Below are 23843 nucleotides of genomic sequence, written 5' to 3'. Positions count from 1 at the left end.
ACAGCGGCTAAAAAAAAGCGCTCCATTTCGGTAACAGAAACTTCCATTTTTTCAGTAAATTTACGTCCAGCCGAGACAACAATCTACGGAAATCGCGCCTTCTTTTAGCCGCGAAACGTTATACGCTATAAGATAAACATCCATAATATGACTGCCGAAATTGGGATTTTAAATAAAACAAGTGTCGTTTTAGCAGCCGATAGTGCCGCAACTATAAGTTCACACAGAAAAGTGTTCAATACTGCAAATAAATTATTTCCATTATCCAATTACGAGCCTGTTGGTTTAATGATATATAATAATTCTAATTGGATGGGAATTCCGTTAGAAATTATCGTAAAAAGTTATACGAAAACTTTACAAGATAAATCTTTCCCTGCTCTACTCGAATATAGGGATGATTTTCTAAAGTTTGTAAAAGAAAATTTCAAACGTTTTATCAATAGTGATCAAATTCATGAATTAATTTCATTTCGGCTTTATGACTTACTTGAAACTCTTTCGGAAACATTTAAACAAATTATTGACGAAAATGCTGAACTTTGGAAAGATTTCACACCTGATCAATTTACATATGAGAGCGAATTAGAGTTTTCAAAAATGCTGGATATGTATTCGAAAATTACAGATGACATTTTACCTGAGTTTTCATCCTATAAGCTCGAAGAATTCAAACTAGAATTTAAAAAAACTATTGATAAAATTTTGCCTGGCTTCTATGTTAAAAACAAAGTTTCTCGAAAATCAAAATACACTCAAAAAATCTATAAGGTTCTTTTCAATGAACTAACCTGTAAGTTTTCAGATGATGAAGATTTCACAGGAATTGTAATTGCAGGATATGGTACTGATGAGATTTTCCCGTCGATTTGCGATATTAGATTAGGAGAAATTCTAGACAACAAGCTTCGCTTCGATTTCTCAATGACTGATAGTATTTCAATTAATGAATCTGCAATAGTGTGCCCATTTGCTCAAAGAGATATGGTTGACACATTCTTTTTAGGGATAAATCCTCAAATTTCAGAAGAGCTAGGTACAATATTAATCGAAGAGTTAGAAAATTCAATGAAGTCATTTAGTAAAAAATATCCTGAATTTTCGAAAGACGAATTGAAGATTCATTTCGGTAAAATCTTTGAAAATTACAGTAAACGTCTAAGGAATTACTGCGTAAAAAATCATATTAATCCAATTATAAAATCCGTAGGATATCTTCGTAAAGAAGATTTAGTTGAATTAGCAGAGTCGGTAATTAATATAACCTCAATAAAAAGAAAAACTAATTCTGATATTCAAAGTGTTGGCGGACCAATTGATATCGCCGTAATAACAAAACACGAAGGATTCATTTGGATTAAAAGAAAAGACTCTATAAATAAAGATATCAATAGTGCATTTTTCAATAGAGAATTTAAAAAATATTGATTCTTACAGCGTATAACCGCACCTAATTTCCATTGCTCCTTTCGGGTTGTTGAACCAACCATTTTTTAAGTAAATTTACGGTCAGCCGAGACTACTTTCTCCGATTACCGCAACGAGAAATTAGCTGCCAAACGTTATGAGCCATTTTAGAACATATGGAGAATACAAATTCAAAAAAATTAAGTACAAAAGCTAAAATAATTAATGCCGCGTACTTGATATTTATCGTTATACTAGCTTGCAACATGAGTAATGAAGTCTTGTCTTCATTTGGTATAATGAATAAAAAAATAGAATCTTTAAATTTTGGAAAGGCTATATATTCTATTCCTGACTCTTTAACTCTTGGAAAGTACGAAGAAATCAACTTAATAGTAACTAGAGGGCAAGTTGATAAGAATTTAAAAAAAGTAAATGATGTTCAAAAAATTGAATTTGCCACAAGAATTCAAGCAAATTTAGTCGATCCAACCGGTGAAAACTTCAAGATTAAATCTATATCAACGAAAGAGCAAAGCGTCAATAAATTATCTGCTACAAGTTGGAAATTCTTGGTAAAACCTGTTAAAAGTGGAAATAGCAAATTAATTTTAATTGCGACAATAAAATATAATGATAGAATTGGGGAAAATTCTAAAGACGTAATAATTCAGGAAAAGCATACTTTCATCAGACCTTGTTGGTATATGACAATATATCTTTTCTTTCAAGAATATTGGCAGTGGATAATTGCTGCATTATTTTTGCCAATACTATTCAAACTTATAGATTTAAAGAGTAAATCAAAAAACGGCTCATAACCGCACCTAATTTCCATTGCTCCTTTCGGGTTGTTGAACCAACCATTTTTTAAGTAACTTTACGTTCAGCCGAGACTACTTTCTTCGTTAACCGCAACGAGAAATTAGCTGCCAAACGTTACCAGATATTTCAGTAAAATCGTCACAATTTGAGAGCAATGAAAATTTTTTACCTCATACTTATCAATTTAATTTTGAATAATGCTTTTTGCCAAAGTGAAAAATCTCTGGACGAAACAAAACAATATATTACAAAGAACTTAAATGAATTTGCATTTAAGGAAAATTCTCATGCAAAAAGACTTCATGCTGAATTTGAAAATGATTTGCTACGAGTTTATGTCTTAAACAACAAAGGTGAAAAATCGGACAATGGTTCCGTTTACAATTTTGCAACCGTTTATAAATATGGTCGGGTTAAAAGAAAACCAGGCGACATCGCGCATGTAACAATTTGGTTAGACTATTTATTGAATGAATCACAAGGAACATGGAAAAAAACTGATTTTGAATTTGATATTCAAAACTATGATGTAGCGGAACAATTGATCATTGCATTTAGACATTTAAATCAATTACTCATTGACAAAAAGCCAAAGGTTGAGAAGTTTTAAAAGAAACATCTGGTAACAGCCGGTTAGCACCAGTGCTGCTTTCAGGTTGTTGAACCAAACATTTTTTAAGTAAATTTACGTCCAGCCGAGACAACTCTCTCCGAAAGGCCGCACCGGAGCCAACCGGCGAAACGTTATGACCAATTGCCAAACTAAACGATAAACAATATATGTCAAATGAGCCAGCTACAAAACCTGCCATCAGCCCTACGCAGTCTGAATTAATTGAGTCAAATCTCAGCAAATTTCTTGAAGAAATTACCGCTCTAATTGACAACCTCCCTTTTCAACTCACAATGATTTCAATTAAACATAGAAATCTTTTGGAGAAATTAGAAAAAATTTCAACGCAACATATCAAGACTGATGATAAGGGAAATGAGTCTACAATTTATAGAGTTGTTTCTGAACATGCAGATGAATTTACAAAAATCCATAAACTCCTGCGAAGGCTTGATATCGCAAAAAAAATTCTTCCTCGAAATTACATTGTTTCAATTGTTAGTCAATATGATGCTTTTTTAGGGGAATTGTGCAGAATTTTATTTGAGATAAATCCAAACATTATTAGATCAAGTGAAAAGACTTGGAATGCCGAGGATATATTTAACTATAAAACCTTGGATGAATTAAAAGAGCACATGATTGATAAAGAAGTAGATTCACTTCTGCGCGAAGAGCACCATGAACAGTTGAAAATTTTAGAAAGGAAAATTACAAAAGTAGCTAACAAAGAATTTACGTTAACTACAGATTTAGCCATATTACCATGTTTCGTTGAATTAACGCAAAGGAGAAATCTGTTCGTTCATACAAATGGGCTGATAACTCGGCAATACCTAGAGGCAAAATCAAGATGGAAATTCGAAACAGAATGTTCGGGAAATTTAAATGAAGAACTAAAGGCCGATCAAGAATATTGCGAAAAGTCCTTTCGAACACTATTCGAAATGGCAGTTAAACTTACTCATGTTCTATGGCGAAAATTAGTACCAACGGATCGTGAAAAAGCAGATATCCATTTAAACCAAACTATATATGAGCTGTTGCTTGACGGAAAATATGAATTGGCAATAGTTATATCTGATTTTGCCTTGAACGTCATAAAAAGATTTTCCAAAGAACAGTTTAGAAAATTTATAATTATTAATAAGGCTATTGCATTTAAAGTACTTGGTAAACCAGATAAGTGTCAAAATATTTTAAATGCTGAAGATTGGTCAATTGGAAATGAATTTAAATTGGCAAAAGCAATCCTTGAAGATGATTACGAAGAAGCCAAAAAAATGATGCTGAAAATCGGTTCATTAGATGAATTGGTTAACAAATATGCTTATAAAAATTGGCCTTTGTTTAAAGATTTTAGAAAATCTAAAGAATTTCTAGATGCATATCAAACAATTTACGGAGAAGATTTTGTTTTCGAAGAAAAGCAGGAAAACGCACGAATTAATGACGTGGATTTAGAACTGGAGAATTAATGCAACTGGTCATAACAGCCGGTAACCGCCATCGCGGAGATTTCGGTAGCCGGAAGTTGTTATTTCACGAAGAAACATTTATCTTGGCAGAGAGAACTCTGCTCGCTTCGATCCGCGACGGCGGTTACAGGCGAAACGTTAGGCGATATTTATAGCAACAACGATGATTGAATGGATTAATGATGTTTTAGGAATTTCTAATGAGGTTTCAGTTCCTACATTAATTTCTATTATTGTTTTCGTACTTGGAGGAACGATTAATTTTTTATTTAATCAGCTCAAATCTGCACAGATTAGGAAAACGAATAGGAAAACTTTTATTCTCCTTTTAGAATATGTTATTAAAGATTTAAAGTCAAAGGAAAAAAATGTAGAAAACTTAAAAAAGCAATTTGAGCTTGCTTATGAAGGAGAATACAGTTATACACAAAAACCTATAAGTTATCTGGAGACATTATTTGAATTTGATTTCAAGGACATGTTTTATTCGTTTCGTAAAAAATTCTTTTGGAGTATTAATAATCGAAATGTAAAATACAAAGCGTTTCATAAAGTATGGGAAACTCTTCGTGAATTAGATTTTTTCGAAACAAAAATTTATGATCATTTACAAGAGTTCACAAAAAACCTCGATGAGCGAATTGTAAACTTTAATTCGGCTATAGAAAATTTTAGGAAACTTCAGGAAGAAGAAATTCTTAACTCAAATAGTGAAAGACATCAAAAAGACAATTTCGATTTATTAAACTTTTTTCAAGAGGAACAGAGTATTTGGTTAGCTTGGTTAAATCTTGGAGAAAGCAGAACACATTATTATTATTCATATACTCATTTAGTCTTTCCTTTACTCCAACTTAATCGAAAGTATGGCAAATTGAAAGTAACATTACGTTATGCTCAACCATTAGTTCGTTCTGAACATGCATACGAAGAAGTTAAGAGAGCAGTTGAGTCGTACCGAGAACTATTTACTACTTATCATTTATTTTATAGAAATAGAACTAGACTATTGAAAAGATGTTTAATTATAATCAAGTGAGTAAACATCGCCTAACAAAACCTAATTTCCATTGCTCCTTTCGGATTGTTGAACCACTCATTTTTTAAGTAACTTTACGTTCAGCCGAGACTACTTTCTCTGATTACCGCAACGAGAAATTAGCTTCCAAATGTTATGCGACATTTTTAAAAGATCCAACTATGAGAATAGGATTTGCCGATGAATTTGGAAATAATTCCTTTGAATTTGAAACTCAAGGCTCACACTTCATTGTAGCTTGCATTTTGGTGAAAGATGCCGAACAAGTTTCAGTACTTGAAAACCAAGCAGAAAATATTAGAAAGAAACATTTCCAAACTGGAGAAATTAAATCAAATAAAGTCGCAACCAATCATACACGGAGAATTAAAATTCTTCAAGAATTAATCGAACTTGAATTTTCAATATTCGCTGTGGTGATAGATAAGCGAGATTTATTTGGACAAGGATTCAAGTACAAAAAATCCTTCTATAAATTCACGAATAATTTACTTTACAAAGAATTGTTTCGAACATTTCCTGAACTTGAATTAAATGTCGACGAACATGGGACAAATAACTTCATGCTAGAGTTTAGGAAATATGTTGAGAAGAATCATCAACGAACTTTATTCTCAGGGATTGAATTTAACCAAATAAATAGCTCTAGTTCGATAATCATTCAAATTGCAGATTTTATTGCTGGAACTATTGGGTACATATTCGATGAATCTAAAGAATCGGAATATAGTCAAGAATTTTATAATCTAATCAAACCTAAGATTTCTGTACTTAACAACTTTCCGAGAAAACTCACAGTTGCAGAATTTAATGAAAGTGCAGTTGATCAAACTTACGATTCTAGAATTGCTGAAGTAAGCTTTCAAAGAATTTTCGACTTTATAGAAAAAGGCTCTAATGGCGAAACTCAAATTAATGATCAAATCACCTTTTTAAAACTTCTCCTTTGGCTTCAACGAGCAAATCCTAGAAGTTCATATGTGTCCACAGGAGAAATTATGAGACATCTCAATTATACTCGTGATAAACCAATGAATGAAGAATTTTTTAGATCTAAAATAATTGGTAATCTTCGTGACAAAGGAATTATAATTTCATCAAGTCCAAAAGGATATAAGATTCCAACAAGTTCTAGGGACATAGACAGTTTTGGGAGGCATGGAAATAGAATAATTTTGCCAATGCTGAATAGAATAAACGAAGCGCGTAACGCAATAAAACTTATTAGTTTGAACGAATTAGATATTCTAGAAAATCCTATCTATTCTGACTTGAAGAATCTTCTAGATAAGTAAAACGCCGCATAACCGCACCCAAGTCGCGATTGCTGCTTTCATGTAATTGAACCAATCGTTTTTCTTTGTAATTTCACGTTCAGCCGAGCCAACTTTCTTCGGAAGTCCGCAACCGCGCTTGGCTGCCAAACGTTGTGTGCTATACTAAATGCGAATACATGAAAAACTTTTATTTAAAAGAAACTTACACTCTTGATGATATTCAAAATTTAATTGACGTTAATGCTGAAGAGTCTAACTATTTAGAATTCAAAGATGGTCGAGCTTTGACAAAAGATGATAAATCGAGAATTAATATTTCTCAAGATATTTCTGCTTTTGCGAATTCAGATGGTGGAGTAATAATATATGGTGTTTCAGAAAATAATCACGTCGCTTCTTCTTTAAGTTTTGTTGATGGAAATATTTTTACAAAAGAGTGGCTTGAACAAAAAATTCTATCAACCGTTTATCGCCCAGTTTCAAACATAATAATACATCCTATAAGAAATAAAGGAAATTTTGAAGAAACAATTTATGTAGTCCAAATTCCAAGAAGTATGGATGGGCCTCACATGAGTTATGAAAAAAAATACTACCGGAGAAATAACTTCTTATCTATTGCTATGGATGAATATGAAGTTAGAAATCATTATAATCAAAAAATTAAATCGCAACTAGAAATATTTGGCTGGAAAGTTTCTGAAATTAAATCAGACAAATTAAATGAGAAGAACATAAAAATTGAAGTAGAAGTTTTCAATTCAGGAGATGTTGTTGAAAAAGATTACAAAGTAATTATACACTTTTCCAAATTTGAAAAGCATTTTAAATATATTCCAACTGAAAAATCGCAAAATTATAGTCACGTCTGGGAAGATGAGGGTCTTTCAATATCGTCAACAGGTCTGAACCCAATATTTCCAGGAGAATACGCAAACGCCATGAGATTCACATTAGTCCTTCCGCATGATGTACATTTCGAAAAATTGAAAGATTCTACAGTTTTTTTAACGCTGCATTACACAAGTGGAAAGCAAGAATGGGAAGATACTTATTTTGAACTTTTTAAGGAGTTTATTAAATAAGTACAGCACACAACAGCGGCTAAAAAAAAGCGCTCCATTCAGGTAACAGAAACACTCATTTTTTAACTACATTTACGTCAAGCCGAGACAGTAATCTCCGGGAATCGCGCCTTCTTTTAGCCGCGGAACGTTAGGCGAAAATTAACATCAACAATTATGGAAATAAAGAACTTTGCAATATTAAAAGGCGAGGAAGTAAAAATCGAAAAAGGTGTAATAACTTTATCTCAACCTGAAATTCATGATAATTCCGACTCTAGTATTTCAAAAGAAAGAGTAAATGCTGATATTAGAACAGATTTTTTATTTAGTAACGGAACTATTGAATTAAAATTCAAAACAAATAATTATTCCACAGGCGTTTTATTACTTTTTGAAACTGATAATCAAAATGGAATTTCTATAGGTTTATCAAAACATTACAATAGTTTCATCATTGGGGATGGAATTAAAAAGATAACTCCAATTACATATGCGGGTACTTTAAAAAATTATCAATTAAATGAAGAACGTAAATTAAAAATTCAAATCGATGGAAGCTTCGCAAAGCTTTACATAGATAATGTATTAGTAGTTGAAAGTTTTGTAAGTATAAAAGAAGCTCCGATAACATTCAGAATTAGTTCTCAAGGCGAATTACAAGTTTATGATATTAAGATTGCGTCAGTTAAACCTAAAATTTTTGTCGTGATGCAATTTACCAAAGAATATAATGAACTCTTTGAAGATGTCATTAGGCCAATTGCAGAATCAGCTGGTTACGAATGTATTCGTGCAGATGAATTTTACACTAGCACGCCAATTATTAAAGATATAGTTGAGAGTATTCAAAGCTCAACAGCAATTATTGCGGAAATCACACCAGATAATCCAAATGTATTTTATGAAATTGGATATTCCCATGCAATTAACAAACCAACCATACTTCTCTGTGACAGAAAAAGAGAAAAATTACCATTCGATCTCACTAGTTTCAGGACGTTATTCTACGAGAATACCATTTCGGGAAAATTAAAGGTAGAAACCAGTTTAAAAAAATACCTTGATAATATAAAATAATCTTCGCCTAACAGCGGCTAAGACAAGATTGCTCCTACTCGATCATTATACCAACTTTTTTCTTAACTTCCATCGCGGTTAACCGAGGCAACTTTCTCCGAAAACCGCAACCTCGCTTAGCCGCGGAACGTTGGGAGATATTTTGATGACAACAATAGAATGAAACCAAATTTATTATTAATCCTTTTGATTTTTTCTATCATTTCTTGCCAAAGAAATGAAAACCGAACAACATCAACTGATGTGAAAATTTCAAATATTGATACTTCAAAAATCGCTATTATTGAGTACGATCCTACCGATAAATTCCGGGCGAGAACATTTCAAAACGGTGCAAATGCAACTTTGAAAAACGAAGACTTGACAATTATCGAACAAGCATTAGATAGGGTTATTCAAAAACAAAACCCGAGACAAATTGAAAATTTCAGAGAAGCATCCCAAAATTATCCAAAAGAGAATTTCAAAGTTCAAGATTTTATTATTCACAAAGAAAGTTACAAACGTCAATATATTGTAATTGAAAATTCTAAAGGTGAAAAAGAAGTATATGTAAATATGTTTTGTAATGATGGACAAATATATACTAACTGGAAAAAAAAACTAATCTATGCGCACGGTGGCGGTTCTTGTTTCTTTAATTTTAAGCTAAATCTAAATTCAAAAAAGTATTACAATGTTTACTTCAACTCTGAGGCTTAAGTAAAAACATCTCCCAACAGCCAATGGCCGTGATTGCTGGTTTCAGGTCATTGAACCAATCTTTTTTTATGTAACTTTACGTTACGCCGAAAGTACTATTTCTTAAGTCCGCAACCAACGGCCATCGGCGAAACGTTGTACACAAGCTGGGCAGCGAAGCTGCGTTTTGCCGGCCAAGGCCAGCGGGAAAAACTCAATTTTTTTTGATCAGGTAATACGTTTCCGCAGGAACAGTCAGTATTATGAGTACGCCGAGACTACTCACAAAAAAAATTGAATTTTTCCCCATAATTTGAACATATTTTCAGCCTGGTGTACAACCCCCGCTAACCCGCCATAGCTCCAGCCAGGTAAGGCAAACAACTTTTTTCAAAAGAACCTTTACGATAAGCAGATACTACTATCTTTGTTACACGCTACGGCGGTTAGCTCCACCACGTTAGCAGACATTTTATGAAGACAAGTGTAAAAAGTCAACATCACACAGGCGAACAACCGATAAGGGTTTTAAAGCATAATATTTCTCATCGTTTTGAGAATATTGAATCTGACTTCAATATTAAACTTCAAGACATGATCAATAGCAAAAAACTTTTTCCCGGTATAAATTATCATATTTCAAATAGGTCACTTCTAGAAAAACAGATGCCTTATGTGGATGCAAACGGTGTAATAAATTTGCATGAAACTTTTATGTCATATGTTTGGATAATGTCTTTTTCATTGTTTGTATTATATGAAGAGGCTGTAGCAAAGCCGATGCAAAAACAACAAGGTCAGTTAAACATTGCAGATGTAAATATTCCCCTACTACATCTTACCGAAGAATTGTTTGAATATGGGAAATCTTTAGTCACTTCATATTCTATTTGGGACAAAAATTATTTTCCCAATCCCGAAGAATATTCTGCAGATGATGTATTTTATGTTGAAAGAACCAATGGACTTTATTTATATGCAATGACATTCATACTTTGCCATGAATTTGCGCACGTGGAATTCGAACATTTTGCGAAGCTAAATAAAGTCGATCAAAAAACACTTGAAACAGAAGCTGACAAACGGGCTATTGAACTAGTTTTAAAATCTAAAGATGGGCAAAATGACAAAAGCGTTGAATACGGAATTTTGATTGGTCTTGTATCGCTATTATTTATTCGAAAATCTGCTAGTGGAAAAGGAAGTCATCCTGATTCTGATGAAAGGATTATTAAATATCTTGAAACCATAAATCCAGATTTCGATGAACCAATTTGGGGTGTAGCGTGTTTGGGAATTAAATTATGGGACAATCAATTCAAACATAACTTTGACTATCCCAAATATGTAAATGATTTTAAAGAATTTTTTTACCACTTGGTAAGTCAAATTAAAAAGTAAAACGTCTGCTAACCGCACCCAAGTCGCGATTGCTGCTTTCAGGTGATTGAACCAGTCGATTTTCTTTGTACTTTCACGTCCAGCCGAGCCAACTTTCTCCGGAAGTCCGCAACCGCGCTTGGCTGCCAAACGTTACTGGAAATGTCAAAAAAAGCAACCATGATACTTAATCTAACCGCTAATAAATTTTACTCGATTATTTTATTGCTTTTATTTCAAGTCAATTATTCGCAAGTAAAATTATCTTTTAAAAAGGACAGCCTCGAAGATTTCAAATTATTAAAAGTTGAATTTTCAAATTCTACTCACACATTCAAAAATTTAAAATCTGGAGAAATTACTTTACCAATTATATTAGAAGGTAGTTTTGCTTATTGTCCAATGCAAATTATTACTCAAAAAGATACTTTAAGATTTTATCCAATAGATTACATAGGTGAAAAGTTCTACAAATCCGGAAAGCTCAGAATGGATATTAGTATTTTAGAATTACAGCCAAAAAGAAGTATTAAAATAAAGGCTAAAAGATAAAGACACATCCAGTAACAGCCAATGGCCATGATTGCTGGTTTTCGGTAACAGAAACAAACAACTTTTAACTATCTTTACGTCAAGCCGAGACTACTATTTCTTTTGGCCGCAACCACGGCCATCGGCGAAACGTTACTGGCGATATTTAAACGATGAACACAAAGATTCAAATCCTAATAATCTTGTTATCATTTTTCAATTCTTTGGATTATGAAACTACAACTATTCCTGAATTAATCACGCAATCAGAATTCATTGGCAAAGTCGAAATTGTTGATGTTCAAAAGAACAGGTTCAAAATTAAAATTCTGGACAAAATAAAAGGATCATTAAATGATGAAATCTGGGTTAATAAATTCCAGAATTGGATGTGTGCGTCACGCTGGACAGATTATTCTGTAGGTCAACAAGAATTAATTTTCCTCAATAAAAATAATAAAACAGAAAAATGGTATCCAATTGGCGCTGGTAATGAAGGTGAAATCCCTACTGTAAAGGATTCCGTTTTTGTGCTTTCGAAAAACTATTTTGTTCAAAAAAGAGGTCAAAAGCAATTCAAAATTCATAATCAAAAAGCATACGCCTATCCTTTTTCCTACTTGGATACCAAACTTGGCATCTTAAGTTATATGGAAAATCAAAAAACTTATGCCGAATTTTCATGTGATGAATTCAGGAATTTTAAAACCGAAAACCTATTTCTCCAAGGAATAGTTTTGCAAATAACTCCAACAAACTGCGAAGAAAATTAATACCGCCAGTAACCGCACCCAAGACGCGATTGCTGCTGTTGGGTAATTGAACCAACCGTTTTTCTTTGTACTTTCACGTTCAGCCGAGCCAACTTTCTTAGAAAGTCCGCAACCGCGCTTGGCTGCCAAACGTTACCAGATATTGCAAAAAACCAGAACAAGAACCTATGGTAATTCGAGAAATTTATCAATCATCAGAAGACGAGAAAAAGTTGTTTGAATGGATTGATCGCATTATTGAATTTTTTCCAAAATATGAAAAAGATATTTTCGCTAGTGTAATTCATAAAATGAATTGTAAGGAGGAATTTCCGGTAGTAAATAATATTGGTCAAACAATGCTACGACTTAATATTTTTGAGAAGGTCGGCGATCATTTTATTCAGTTTTCAAGTTTCGGTCAGGAAATTAAGGCGTTTGGAAACTACACGAATTATTTGAAGCATCAAGACAAGATAAAGCAATTGGAAATATACAAGCAAAAAAAAGAAATTGAAAATCTAGAATCATCAATAAAAGTGAATGAATGGCTTGTAAGAACAAGATGGTGGCCGCACATTCTGGCGTTAATTGCTTTAATATTTTCTGCGCTGGCACTTTTTTTATAATGAAGCAACATCTGGTAACAGCCGCTAAGACGAAATTGCTCCATTCGGGTAGTTGTAAATATACATCTTTTAAGTAACTTAGCGTTCAGCCGAGACAAATTTCTCCGAAAACCGCAACCTCGCTTAGCGGCGAAACGTTAGCAGATATTTAATGACATAAGTTCACAAAACCATGAATTTGATTGAATATAAAAAATTATTAGAAATACCAATCCAAAATTTGTTGAAAGTGGTAGGTGTTGAGTTAAAGCAAATAGTTCATAATAAATTACTAGAGCACCAAACTATTGAATATAAAAAAAATTTCTTTACGAAAACACTGTTACACCGATCAAAGCCTGCTAAGTTGCTTGATTTCTATCAGCCTTTAGAAATTATTATTCAAAGTCAAGAAGGGTTTGTTGAAACAAAAAAAAAATATATTCAAACACTAAATATATCTAACTTATTTCAAGATTCTAACTATGTAACTCTGATAGGTAAAGCCGGGTGTGGGAAAAGCACTTTATTAAAATATTTATTTATAAATAGTGTTAAAACTAATTTTAAAATTCCAATTAAAGTTGAGCTAAGATACCTGAATGAATACAAGAAGGGTTTTAATGATTACATTATTGATGAGATTTTTCTCTTTCAAAAAATTGGAATTTCTACTTCAATTATAGAAAAAATATTAGGTTCTAACTCTTTTGTATTCTTTTTAGATGGATATGACGAATTGAACTTAAACATTAGAGAACGCATTACAAAAGAAATCGATCATTTCACAAGTAAATATCAGAATAATAACTTTGTAATAACATCTCGGCCATATACAAACTTAGATACTTTACCATTATTTACAAATTATTCAATTTGCGATTTAAGAGAAGAAGAAATCATTTCTTTTGTAAAAAAACAAATTCCAAAATATGATTCTGAACTAACTGATAAAATTCTTGAGACAATAAAAAAAGTCGATAATAATTCTTATAAACAGTTCCTAAGTAACCCATTATTGCTATCAATGTTTATATTAACTTATCAATCATATTCAGAAATTCCTCAAAAAAGGAGCTACTTTTATGGGCAAGTATTTGAAACTCTATATTCTATGCACGATAGTATTTCAAAATTATCATTCGTCAGAGATAAAGTTTCTGGTCTTTCTAAAGACAATTTTATTCAAATTTTAAATTCCTTTTCTTGTTTATCCTTTTTTGATAAAAAGATTTTATTTACGCAAGAGTATTTTGATAAAACCTTAAATATAATAAAGTCTAAAAAAAGAGACATCGCATTTGACAACAACAAATTAATTGAAGACTTACAAATATCAATAGGGATACTTTACAAAGAAGGTCAATACTATACATTTCCACATAAATCGTTACAAGAATATTTTTGTGCACGTTATGTAAGCAGTCTAAATGAATCAAACAAAGCCGTTGTTTTTGAAAAATTAAAATCATCTATCGAAATAGGTTGGAAAAATTATTTAGTAGGAAATCACCATTTTCTTTTACTATTAGCCGAATTAGATTACAATTCTGTTGTTAAAAAATTAGTTATACCTCTGATGAAATCAGAAATTGCAAAAATAGTTGGTGACCAATTGGACATTCAGGATAAATATCTCGCAGTTGCAAAACTATTTATATGCATTGAAGATATATTGATAAAGTCAATACGTGAGGAAAAAATACATCATGAATTGAGCAAAGAGGAATTTTTAAAAACTATTTGGTTTTATGGAACTCAAGGTGAATATTTCAGACCTACAAACAAATTAGAAAGTTATTTTTCTAATAAACTTGAAGAAATTATTAACCTAATTAATGTTAAACATGAAATTTGGATTACATCAATTCTTGCACAAATAGATGAAATTGAAAAAGGTGATACAGATTTAGTTCAAATTATATAAACATCTGCTAACAGCCAATGGCCGTGATTGCTGCTTTTAGGTCATTGAACCAACCAATTTTTATGTAACTTTACGTTCAGCCGAGAGTACTATTTCCTAAGTCCGCAACCAACGGCCATCGGCGAAGCGTTATGCGAAAGTTGTTATGAGCACACCTAAAAATCACCATTTCGTATCACAAGTACATATTAAAAACTTCTTCAATGAGGCTGAAGGGAAAATCTACGTATACGATAAGCTAAAAAACAATTTTTATCACAAGCACACTACTAAAACATTATTTAGCGAATTATATTCGAATTCTAGATTCGTTAATGGGCAAATTGATCACGATTCACTAGAACAAAATCTGAATCATTTTTTTGAAAAAGATTTCCGGCAGCATACAGAAAAAATCCAAAGCTTCATTAAGCATAAGAAATTAAATGAGGAAATCCACAATTCATTAATGTACTTTGCTAAATATGGAATAATCGCTGAATTGAGAACACCTCGATTCAAAAAAAGCATGGATGAAACATTATATAATGGCTTTAAAGAAATTTCGAGAAATGCCACGCCGAAGCTTAAAACAGAAATTGAACAAGCTTTCGAATATCGTGAAAATGTCACTTACAACAATGTCATTGACTATTCTGAAATAGCGGAAAAAATATTTTCCGCGATGGGGAATCTAATTTTTAAAATAATTATTCCAAAGAATGAAAATGAATACTTCTTTATCCCTGACTTTGGCTGTGCAAATACAAGAGAAAAGATTAACGAGTATTTTAATCCTGATGTAAAAGAAGTTGCCTATATAGGAATTCCATTGACCAGTAAAATTTATATTACCTTTCACTCTGAAAAACTATTTAAAAACCAAGAAATCCCAGATTCAAAAATTGTCTTCGGCTCTACTGAATTAGTTTCAATTTACAACAAGGTCAACTTGGATTTTAGTGAAAGCAAAGTCGCATGTGAGAACAAAGAGTACTTAGAGAATTTTATAAAAAACCAATCAACCTTCGCATAACCGCACCCAAGACGCGATTGCTGCTTTCAGGTAATTGAACCAATCGTTTTTCTTTGTAATTTCACGTTCAGCCGAGCCAGCTTTCTTCGGAAGCCCGCAACCGCGCTTGGCTGCCAAACGTTACCTGCGATTTTATGAAAAAAACACTAGTCATAATATTTGTATTCATTTATTCAATGATATTGGCGCAATATAATACAGATTTTGAACACTTAACTAAAGACAGTGATACAGTATTTTGGCTCAATCATAGAACCCAAAGATTTGGATTTTCAAAAAATAAGCAAGCTGATAGAAGTTTTAAAATTCAAACAACGTGTTTTTCTTTGGAAATATCTAAACTTGAAGATTTCGTAAATGGGTCAATTGAATTTTATGTAGAGGAAATTAAAGATTTTCAAGATTCATCCAGAAAGGTTTTCAAACAGCGAATCAATCTAGATAGCCGAGATATAAATTCAATTTTTGAAATTATTGATAGTACCGAAATAAATTCGATCCCAAGTGATAAGTTTATTAGCAATTGGTACCACGGCTTTGATGGGGTAACTTATATATTGGAATACGAAAGTAAAAACATTCATTCGTTTAAAAAATATTGGGCACCATCTGCACAAAATTTTCTGAGTGAAGCAATACAAATTCAAAATTTTATTGACAAAGTAAACTCCATAATTGAAATCCAAAAACTTCGAAATATTTTTGATAGATCAATACCATTTCAAAACTGGACTTGTAATGGAATTATTGTAAGCCGAATATTAACTAAAAAAGAATGGAAAGAACTTCAAAGAAAAAAATAAAAAAAATAAAAACCGCAGGTAACCGCACCCAAGACGCGATTGCTGCTTTCGGGTAATTGAACCAATCATTTTTTAACTACTTTTACGTTCAGCCGAGCCAACTTTCTCCGGAAGTCCGCAACCGCGCTTGGCTGCCAAACGTTACCAGCAACATTTTAAAACCCAACAGTTATGATTGATGTTCAAAGTCAAGCAGGCTCTACTTTAAAAGAATGGGATCGCCGTATAACTAGAGTTGTCGAAGCTCAATATGATTGTGCGAAAAGTTTAAGAAAAAAGCATTATGCGCTTGGCGTTATCGCTTTCATATTAGTTAGTGGAATTGCTTCAATAAAAGAAACAAGCGATGTCGATAAATATGAGTATTTGCCAGGTATATTATATTTCTTGAGCGTTGTTTCAGCTATACTTGTTGGGCTTCAAACATTTCTAAATTATGGAGAACGTGCTGAAAAGCATCGCGAAGCGGGAAGCAATTACAGTTCGATACGAAGAGAAATCGAGCATATTGCAAAGCGTAGTTTTTCATCTGCAGAGCAGTTAGAAAAATGTATGCGAAAAATGCGATACAAAATGGATTCGTTAGCAAAATCATCACCAGAAGTTTCAGATGATATTTGGCAAAGAGCAAGAGGTAAATACGATAAGAAAGTATTTCAAAGTAAAATTTTTGATTAATGCTGCTGGTAACAGCCGGTTAGCACCAGTGCTGCTTTCAGGTTGTTGAACCAAACATTTTTTAAGTAAATTTACGCCCAGCCGAGACAACTCTCTCCGAAAGGCACCGGAGCCAACCGGCGAAACGTTGCCAGAAAGACTAAAAAAATCACGATGACAAAACAGAAATATTATGTTGTTTGGGTCGGTCGAGAAACAGGAGTTTTCGAAACTTGGGAAAATTGCCAACTCCAAATCAAAGGTTTTCCAAAAGCTGTTTATAAATCTTTTAAGTCAAAACATGAAGCTGAAAAGGCATTTGCGAATTCCAGTGAAAACTACATTGGAAAAACGTTAGATCTAATTGAAATCTCAGATGAAGAAAAGCAATTAATTGGGCAACCTGTTTTAGAAAGTATATCTGTTGACGGTGCTTGGAATACACAAACAGGAGTCGTAGAGTATCAAGGAGTAGATACAAAATCTAAAATTCAAATTTTTAAACAAGGGCCTTTTGAAGATGGAACAATAAATATTGTCGAATTTCTGGGAATAGTTCACGCACTCGCTTATTGCAAGCAAAAGAACATTATTTGTCCAATATATTCCAGATAGCAAAGTCGCCATTGGTTGGGTAAAAGAAAAGAAACCCAAAACGAATCATCCGCGGAGCGATCAAAACACAAAATTATTTGAATTGCTCGATAGAGCTACCGTTTGGCTCAATAGTAATGACGCTATAAATCCTATTCTAAAATGGGAAACCAAATACTGGGGAGAAAACCCTGCGGACTTCGATAGAAAATAAGTCCTTCTGGCAACAGCGGCTAAAAAAAAAGCGCTCCATTCAGGTAACATAAACAGTCATTTTTTTAACTACATTTACGTTCAGCCGAGACAACAATTTCCGGAAACCGCGCCTTCTTTTAGCCGCGGAACGTTATGGGACAGCTTTAAAAAATTCGATATGAGATTAAAATCCCTTTTTCTATTGTATTTTCTAACAAGCTTAGATCTTGTATACGGTAATTCAATAGTTGGAAGCATAAAAAAATGTGAAGTCGTTGATCAAAATTTTGGAACCCAACTTATAAAGCTGCTTCACAATGGAAAGGTAATTAGAGACAAAATAAATTCTGATTATTCGGGTAATTTCAAAATTGAAAATATCGAAAAAGGAATTTATTCTTTAGAGTTTGAAAATTTATTCGGTCAAACTGTCAAAAAGAAAATTGAAGTTTCGCATGAAGTAGAAAACATAGAAATCTGTCTGGGCCAAATTGTTGATTTTCCAATAAGTACAATTTTCAATTCTCTTCGCGATAAAGATGTTTTAACTTTAAAATTTTCTTCAAGCGGTTGTTTTCATCAAACGGAAGATGAATTAGTTTTTTCTAGGATTGGCTCTAAATACTTCGTGGAAAAAACTAAACAGAATGGAAAGAAACTCAAAAAAACTATTTCAATTGAGCAACTAAATTATCTCATTGAGTTCGAAAAGAAATTACTGTTGATAGATAAAGTTCAAACCTTCTGTACAACAAATGATTTTTATGATTTCAAGGTTAATGGAATCTCGGTCTTAAAACTCTCTGATGGAACTTGCGATTGGAATGGCTTTAGTCTAATTCAAGAGAAATTATTCTAAGTAAGCCGTCCCATAACCGCACCCAAGACGCGATTGCTGCTTTGAGGTAATCGAACCAACCGTTTTTCTTTGTACTTTCACGTCCAGCCGAGCCAACTTTCTCCGGAAGTCCGCAACCGCGCTTGGCTGCCAAACGTTAGGCAATATCGCATTAGCACGACTTACACGACTGCTATCGAGAATTATTTTTTGTCTAGATCGACAAACTGATAATGTAAAGTAAGGTAAAACTTTAAAAATATTACTTAATATTGAGATTGCTTAATCAATTAGAAAAATGAAACCTGAAGAGATAATTTCCTGGATATTTTTAGCACTTGGAATATCATCAAAAAATGAGGCAGTTGGTTACGAACGCATTTCTCAAATTGCAGACGGAATAAACCATGCGATTCCGACTCATAAAGAAATTCAATTTTCCATAAATTGGCTTATCTCAAAAAACTTAGTTAGTAAAAATGACAAAAAATACAGTCTCTCTGAAAATGGAAAAATTCTTTTTAGTAAGTCGGAAATAAAAAGTCAAATTTTATTAAGTTTATGGAAGGAATTGGAACATGAAATAAAACTCCTAAACAGCGACATCGCCTAACAGCCGCTAAGACGAGATTACTGCTTTCAGGTTCAAGAACTTGCCGTTTTTTTTTTAAGTAACTTTACGTCCAGCCGAGACTACAATCTTCGGAAGTCCGTAACCTCGCTTAGCGTCGAAACGTTGGCTGCAATATGATGAACCAACTTATGAAAACGATTGTTTTACTATTCTTAATTTTATCTTACACAAAATGTATTTCACAAGCTGATATAGCAAATAATTCCAAAAATTCTCAAGTCTATGAATTTGTATCGGCAAAAGATTTGGGAAATCTTAAGTTAGTAACGTACTCGCTTAGACACGACACGATCTTAGCAATTATGGACAAAAAGATTTTTAAAAATTGCAAAAAATATCAGGTAGAATTTAAAACCGAAAAACAAACGCAAGTTGCTGAAATTTTCATAAATGATATTGAATATAGTTTTGTTTACAAAACAAAATCCGCAAATGGTGATATTGAAGTATTATGTGTCAAATATCCGCCAGGGCCTGGAGAGAATCATAATACAATATTTTCCTATTATCGCAATCCTTACATCATCAAAAGTTGTAATTAAAACTCTGAAAATTCATACAGCAGCCAACAGCCAATGGCCGTGATTGCTGGTTTCAGGTGGTTGAAATTATCATTTTTTTAAGTAACTTTACGTTACGCCGAGACTACTATTTTATAAGTCCGCAACCACCGCCATCGGCGAAACGTTAGCGGTGATTTAAAGTGACAACATCTTAATGTCATCCTTAAAGTTATTATCGAAATCCTGTCTTTTCATTTCCATTGCAATAAATGGATATGTACTCGAAAGGTCGGCAAAACTTATTGTTTCCTGAGAATAACTATAAATTATATCAAGTCGTTGGTCTACAAAATCATTATCATTCAAGCCTAATATTTCGATAGATTTTTCAATTCGAGAAGCTTTCCAAGGCTCGATAGAACTGTTTGGCAATATTAGAAATGACGTAAAATCAATGACAAACCATCCATTTTGTATAAAAAATGGATCTAAAACTTCAAGACTGTCTGCCTTGTTAGCGTTCATCCTTGCCCTACATAAGCGATAGTTTAACCAGTCATATGCTAATCCAGGATTTTTCGATTTGGGGATATAATGATCTACAGACGTGTAATTTGGATCAGATGGCGTAGCTCGCCTTGGAGTCCAAGATGCACAATAAGCGCAGATACCGTCATATAAAACATACAAATCGTTGTGAATCCGATTCCAATACTTATGTGGTTGAAATTGCTTTTTTGACGGATGGGGAACTATAGCTAAAAAATTTGTGCCAGGAATTCTTACATCTGTATCAAAATTTGCTGGCTCGTTATGCTGAACTATCTGTATCATATTGAAACACCATGCTTTTTTGCAAAAAACATCCAACGATTCCAAAACTTGTCTTCGGTAGATAGCACGTTTAGTAACAGCTCTGTAGTTCGTTCAATTTCGGATTTAGACACATTCCGCATTTTTTGAAGTGATATAGCGTATTTTACAATGTCTGAGGCTTCATTTGAACGAGCTTCTTTAAGACCAAAAACTTCAGACTCCAACCATGAATTTATGTGTCCGTACTTTATAAAAGGGATTTCCTCAAATGAAATTTGCCCCTTATCTCTAGTTTCTAAATGAAAAAGTTTATCGGAATTTGTATCAAATATACTTTCAGCGGAAGCTAAAACCAATGGAGAATGAGTTGCAATAATCAATTGAAGTTCCAAATCCGAACTCAAAATTTTCGCAACATCTAATAAAGCCGGAAGAATTGCTCTTTGCCATTTTGGATGAAGATGAGCCTCTAACTCATCCACCATTATCACCATTCGCTTTTCTAATTTCTTCCCGTATTGTTCAGACAAAATTTTATGCTCATTCCATACCCAGACGATAAGGTAAGCTAGAGTGATGATTCTCTTTACTCCGGCCGACTCGTGCAAAATTGGCACATCCCCGTACGAATGAACTAAAGTCGGAATCTCTCTTGGATCTCCCCAAATCCTCACAGGCTGACCAGTTTTTAAAGTTTGCATTTCAGGTGGGGACATTTTTTCTACAACCCGCTCAAATATTTCAAACGGATATTTCTCAGGTTTATCCTGCCATTTTGTCCAATCTCTAACTAATCCTTCAATATTTCTATTATTGCCATTCCAAACCTGTTCTTTATTAAAAACGGCTATTTTATTTTCGGAAGATTTTTCGCTTCCTGCAGGGTCCCAAATTGCGAAAGACCCATCAACTCTGCCATAAACAACAAGTCCAGAAATTGTTGATCGTTTTAATGGTTTGGACCATTCATTGTTCTCCTGAGAATATTTTATTGTTTGAACATTACCTCCGTATTTCCCCGATATATTAAAAGAAATTTTCGGTGATTTAAACTTTCGATCTGGGTAAGCTTCTTGCCCGGCCCAAACACCAGTTAATGCCCACCAAGCCGTTTCTAAAATGAATGTTTTGCCTAGTCCGTTGTCTCCAGTAATAATATTCAATCTATTACTTGGCTCAATTTTGAGAGATTTAACTGGACCTATACCATCCATACTTAACAAGGATAGAATTCCGCCAGTAGATGGTTTAACATCATCAGCTGGATCAATACCTTCGACAATTTCTCTCCAAGATACTGGTGTATCTTGAAAACCATCGACATTTAAAATCTCTGAAGTAATTGCTTCGGAAAATAATTTTTCTCTTTCTTCTAAAGTGATCTTAAATTCCGAGAAAAAAGTATCAACTATTTCTGATTTAGTTACGTCTTGGTCAAACGCCTTATTTCTAAATAGCCAAACTGCGATATCAAAGGCTGGAACTTTCTGCCCATTAGTTAACTTTGTTTCTAAAAACTCAACATAGTTCTCACTCCATCCCCAATTTTTTGTTTTATGTTCGTGAATAAAAGCTTCCTTAAACGTAGATGTATTTAGTTTTTGTAGACCACTTCCTGGATAATCAGGTTTTAACCACATATGTTCCGTGTTATTGTACCTAAATATTCGAAAATAATAGTCAGAGCGTGGATCAATTTTATAGTATTCACTAAGAAATTTCTTCGTCGTTGCGTCAACACTTATCTCTTTGGTTTTACCAACTGGCAAATCAGCTTTTTTCAAAGCTAAATAAGTAAATCCAAAAAATTGATTAACTGAAGATATTCTACTTATAGAATCATTCAATTGAAGTAAACTGATATATTTCATTTTTGCAACTTACTTAAAATATAATCACAGAAAGTATTATTAAGTTCAATCCCAATCGCATTATAACCATTTGCTAAGCTGACATCTATAGTTGTTCCTGAACCCACAAAAGGATCAAGTACAGTTCCTCCTTTTGGACATCCTATACTTATGCAACGTTCAACTAATTCTTCAGGAAAAGGCGCAGTATCTAGTTTGCCTGCTTTTCCTGTTTTTGGCGCAATGGTCCAAACATCCTCGTCAACATTTTTATCAATCAAAGGCTTTCTATCAAAAAAATAATGGCGGCTCTTTGAAAACATAAATATAAATTCATAACTCCTTCGAGGTCTATCCTTAACCGATTCTGGTAAACATTTATCCCTATGCCAAATAATTGAACTTCGTAAAACCCACTTATTTTCACAAAATCTCATTGCTGCACGCCAAGGTATACCTATTAATGATTTTTTCTGAAAACCAATATCCATTCCTCCACTTTTATCGACCGCTCTTAGTCCGAAGCGCCTTTTTTTACTTTTAGCGTCTTTTCCCTGCGATGCACCTTTGCCTGAATAATATGTATCTCCTATATTAAAGAAAAAAGTTCCCTCCTTTTTTAAGACGCGAAAACACTCTTCTCCAATAATATTCAATGTATTAATATAATTTTCCACCGTATCTTCCAATCCTATCTGGCCGTCAATTCCATAGTCTCTAAGCCAAAAATATGGAGGCGATGTTACAATGCAGTCTACAGATTCTGATTCGATCTTTCTTAACATTTCAAGAGCATCACCGCTATAGAGTGTCCACTGAGCATTGTTATAAGTTCCACTATACTTATTCGGATCGTCCATGTTACAAAATTCTGCAAATTACGCCAAAAAAGAATGGTCTGCAAATATAAACCACCGCTAACCGCACCCAAGACGCGATTGCTGCTTTCAGGTAATTGAACCAATCGTTTTTCTTTGTACTTTCACGTCCAGCCGAGCCAACTTTCTCCCGAAGTCCGCAACCGCGCTTGGCTGCCAAACGTTACCAGCAAGCTGCGCAAGTACAACTGTTTGGCCGGCTGTCGGCTCGATCGAAAGTCGCTTGAAGCCTTCATCTTATTCGGGGCTACAAGCTTTGTTCCGACCAATCCGCCAGCCGGCTGAAAATTGAGATTTTTTCAAAGTTGAACCTATTCGTTTCCGCAGAGACATTTCGGTAATTCTATCTTTCATTTCGCCGAGACAAAAATCTCAATTTTCCTCAGCGAACCTAGAGC

Annotated in this window: 24 protein-coding genes; 21 read left to right on the top strand and 3 right to left on the bottom strand. The window is 33.4% G+C overall.

Features of this window, described 5'->3' with window-relative positions:
* The first annotated feature begins 147 nt into the window (after positions 1-147).
* The 21 genes from G6047_RS00835 to G6047_RS00735 all read left to right on the top strand — a co-directional run bounded on the left by G6047_RS00835 (position 148) and on the right by G6047_RS00735 (position 19940).
* On the top strand, positions 148-1428 hold the full coding sequence (locus G6047_RS00835) for a hypothetical protein (protein ID WP_169525488.1): 1281 nt from the start codon (positions 148-150) through the stop codon (positions 1426-1428).
* 155 nt (positions 1429-1583) lie between these two features.
* Complete coding sequence (locus tag G6047_RS00830; RefSeq protein WP_169525486.1) at positions 1584-2228, top strand: hypothetical protein; 645 nt, start codon at positions 1584-1586, stop codon at positions 2226-2228.
* Between the two features lie 158 nt (positions 2229-2386).
* On the top strand, positions 2387-2842 hold the full coding sequence (locus tag G6047_RS00825; RefSeq protein WP_169525485.1) for a hypothetical protein: 456 nt from the start codon (positions 2387-2389) through the stop codon (positions 2840-2842).
* A 170-nt stretch (positions 2843-3012) separates the two neighbouring features.
* Positions 3013-4323 (top strand): hypothetical protein, encoded by a 1311-nt coding sequence (locus G6047_RS00820; protein ID WP_169525484.1) that lies wholly within the window; start codon positions 3013-3015, stop codon positions 4321-4323.
* Between the two features lie 163 nt (positions 4324-4486).
* A complete protein-coding gene (locus tag G6047_RS00815) occupies positions 4487-5362 on the top strand; it encodes a hypothetical protein (protein ID WP_169525482.1) in 876 nt (291 codons plus the stop codon).
* 161 nt (positions 5363-5523) lie between these two features.
* Positions 5524-6657: a DUF3800 domain-containing protein gene (locus tag G6047_RS00810; protein WP_169525480.1), complete on the top strand. Its 1134-nt coding sequence runs from the start codon at positions 5524-5526 to the stop codon at positions 6655-6657.
* A gap of 158 nt (positions 6658-6815) precedes the next feature.
* Positions 6816-7724: an AlbA family DNA-binding domain-containing protein gene (locus tag G6047_RS00805; protein ID WP_169525478.1), complete on the top strand. Its 909-nt coding sequence runs from the start codon at positions 6816-6818 to the stop codon at positions 7722-7724.
* 156 nt (positions 7725-7880) lie between these two features.
* On the top strand, positions 7881-8783 hold the full coding sequence (locus G6047_RS00800; protein WP_169525477.1) for a TIR domain-containing protein: 903 nt from the start codon (positions 7881-7883) through the stop codon (positions 8781-8783).
* A 159-nt stretch (positions 8784-8942) separates the two neighbouring features.
* Complete coding sequence (locus tag G6047_RS00795) at positions 8943-9485, top strand: hypothetical protein (protein WP_169525475.1); 543 nt, start codon at positions 8943-8945, stop codon at positions 9483-9485.
* 453 nt (positions 9486-9938) lie between these two features.
* Positions 9939-10865 (top strand): phage exclusion protein Lit family protein, encoded by a 927-nt coding sequence (locus tag G6047_RS00790; RefSeq protein WP_169525473.1) that lies wholly within the window; start codon positions 9939-9941, stop codon positions 10863-10865.
* A gap of 141 nt (positions 10866-11006) precedes the next feature.
* Positions 11007-11396, top strand: coding sequence for a hypothetical protein (locus G6047_RS00785; RefSeq protein WP_169525471.1), 390 nt, complete (start codon positions 11007-11009; stop codon positions 11394-11396).
* A 182-nt stretch (positions 11397-11578) separates the two neighbouring features.
* The gene (locus G6047_RS00780; protein ID WP_169525469.1) at positions 11579-12148 is read left to right on the top strand and encodes a hypothetical protein; all 570 of its coding nucleotides are present in this window, start codon (positions 11579-11581) and stop codon (positions 12146-12148) included.
* 167 nt (positions 12149-12315) lie between these two features.
* On the top strand, positions 12316-12756 hold the full coding sequence (locus G6047_RS00775) for a hypothetical protein (RefSeq protein ID WP_169525467.1): 441 nt from the start codon (positions 12316-12318) through the stop codon (positions 12754-12756).
* A gap of 172 nt (positions 12757-12928) precedes the next feature.
* Positions 12929-14662 (top strand): NACHT domain-containing protein, encoded by a 1734-nt coding sequence (locus G6047_RS00770; protein WP_169525465.1) that lies wholly within the window; start codon positions 12929-12931, stop codon positions 14660-14662.
* Positions 14663-14807: 145 nt separating this feature from the next.
* A complete protein-coding gene (locus G6047_RS00765; RefSeq protein WP_169525463.1) occupies positions 14808-15677 on the top strand; it encodes a DUF4238 domain-containing protein in 870 nt (289 codons plus the stop codon).
* 134 nt (positions 15678-15811) lie between these two features.
* Positions 15812-16480, top strand: coding sequence for a hypothetical protein (locus G6047_RS00760; protein WP_169525461.1), 669 nt, complete (start codon positions 15812-15814; stop codon positions 16478-16480).
* Positions 16481-16651: 171 nt separating this feature from the next.
* Complete coding sequence (locus G6047_RS00755; RefSeq protein ID WP_169525459.1) at positions 16652-17158, top strand: SLATT domain-containing protein; 507 nt, start codon at positions 16652-16654, stop codon at positions 17156-17158.
* 153 nt (positions 17159-17311) lie between these two features.
* A complete protein-coding gene (locus G6047_RS00750; protein WP_317168256.1) occupies positions 17312-17752 on the top strand; it encodes a ribonuclease H family protein in 441 nt (146 codons plus the stop codon).
* A 352-nt stretch (positions 17753-18104) separates the two neighbouring features.
* Positions 18105-18785 (top strand): hypothetical protein, encoded by a 681-nt coding sequence (locus G6047_RS00745; protein WP_169525457.1) that lies wholly within the window; start codon positions 18105-18107, stop codon positions 18783-18785.
* 277 nt (positions 18786-19062) lie between these two features.
* Positions 19063-19377: a hypothetical protein gene (locus G6047_RS00740; protein WP_169525455.1), complete on the top strand. Its 315-nt coding sequence runs from the start codon at positions 19063-19065 to the stop codon at positions 19375-19377.
* 149 nt (positions 19378-19526) lie between these two features.
* Complete coding sequence (locus tag G6047_RS00735) at positions 19527-19940, top strand: hypothetical protein (protein ID WP_169525454.1); 414 nt, start codon at positions 19527-19529, stop codon at positions 19938-19940.
* 156 nt (positions 19941-20096) lie between these two features.
* On the opposite strand, the gene G6047_RS00730 is transcribed toward G6047_RS00735, so the two are convergent.
* The 3 genes from G6047_RS00730 to G6047_RS00720 are packed head-to-tail and all read right to left on the bottom strand — an operon-like array spanning position 20097 to position 23427.
* Positions 20097-20735: an HNH endonuclease family protein gene (locus tag G6047_RS00730; protein ID WP_169525451.1), complete on the bottom strand. Its 639-nt coding sequence runs from the start codon at positions 20733-20735 to the stop codon at positions 20097-20099.
* On the bottom strand, positions 20732-22588 hold the full coding sequence (locus G6047_RS00725) for an AAA family ATPase (protein WP_169525449.1): 1857 nt from the start codon (positions 22586-22588) through the stop codon (positions 20732-20734). The genes G6047_RS00730 and G6047_RS00725 overlap by 4 nt, the downstream gene beginning before the upstream one ends.
* Positions 22585-23427, bottom strand: coding sequence for a DNA-methyltransferase (locus G6047_RS00720; protein ID WP_169525448.1), 843 nt, complete (start codon positions 23425-23427; stop codon positions 22585-22587). The genes G6047_RS00725 and G6047_RS00720 overlap by 4 nt, the downstream gene beginning before the upstream one ends.
* Between the last annotated feature and the right edge of the window lie 416 nt (positions 23428-23843).

The organism is Flavobacterium silvaticum, from assembly GCF_012911565.1.
GTDB lineage: Bacteria > Bacteroidota > Bacteroidia > Flavobacteriales > Flavobacteriaceae > Flavobacterium > Flavobacterium silvaticum.
The sequence above is the reverse complement of the archived record's forward strand: the minus strand, read 5'-3'. Positions and strand labels throughout refer to the sequence as shown.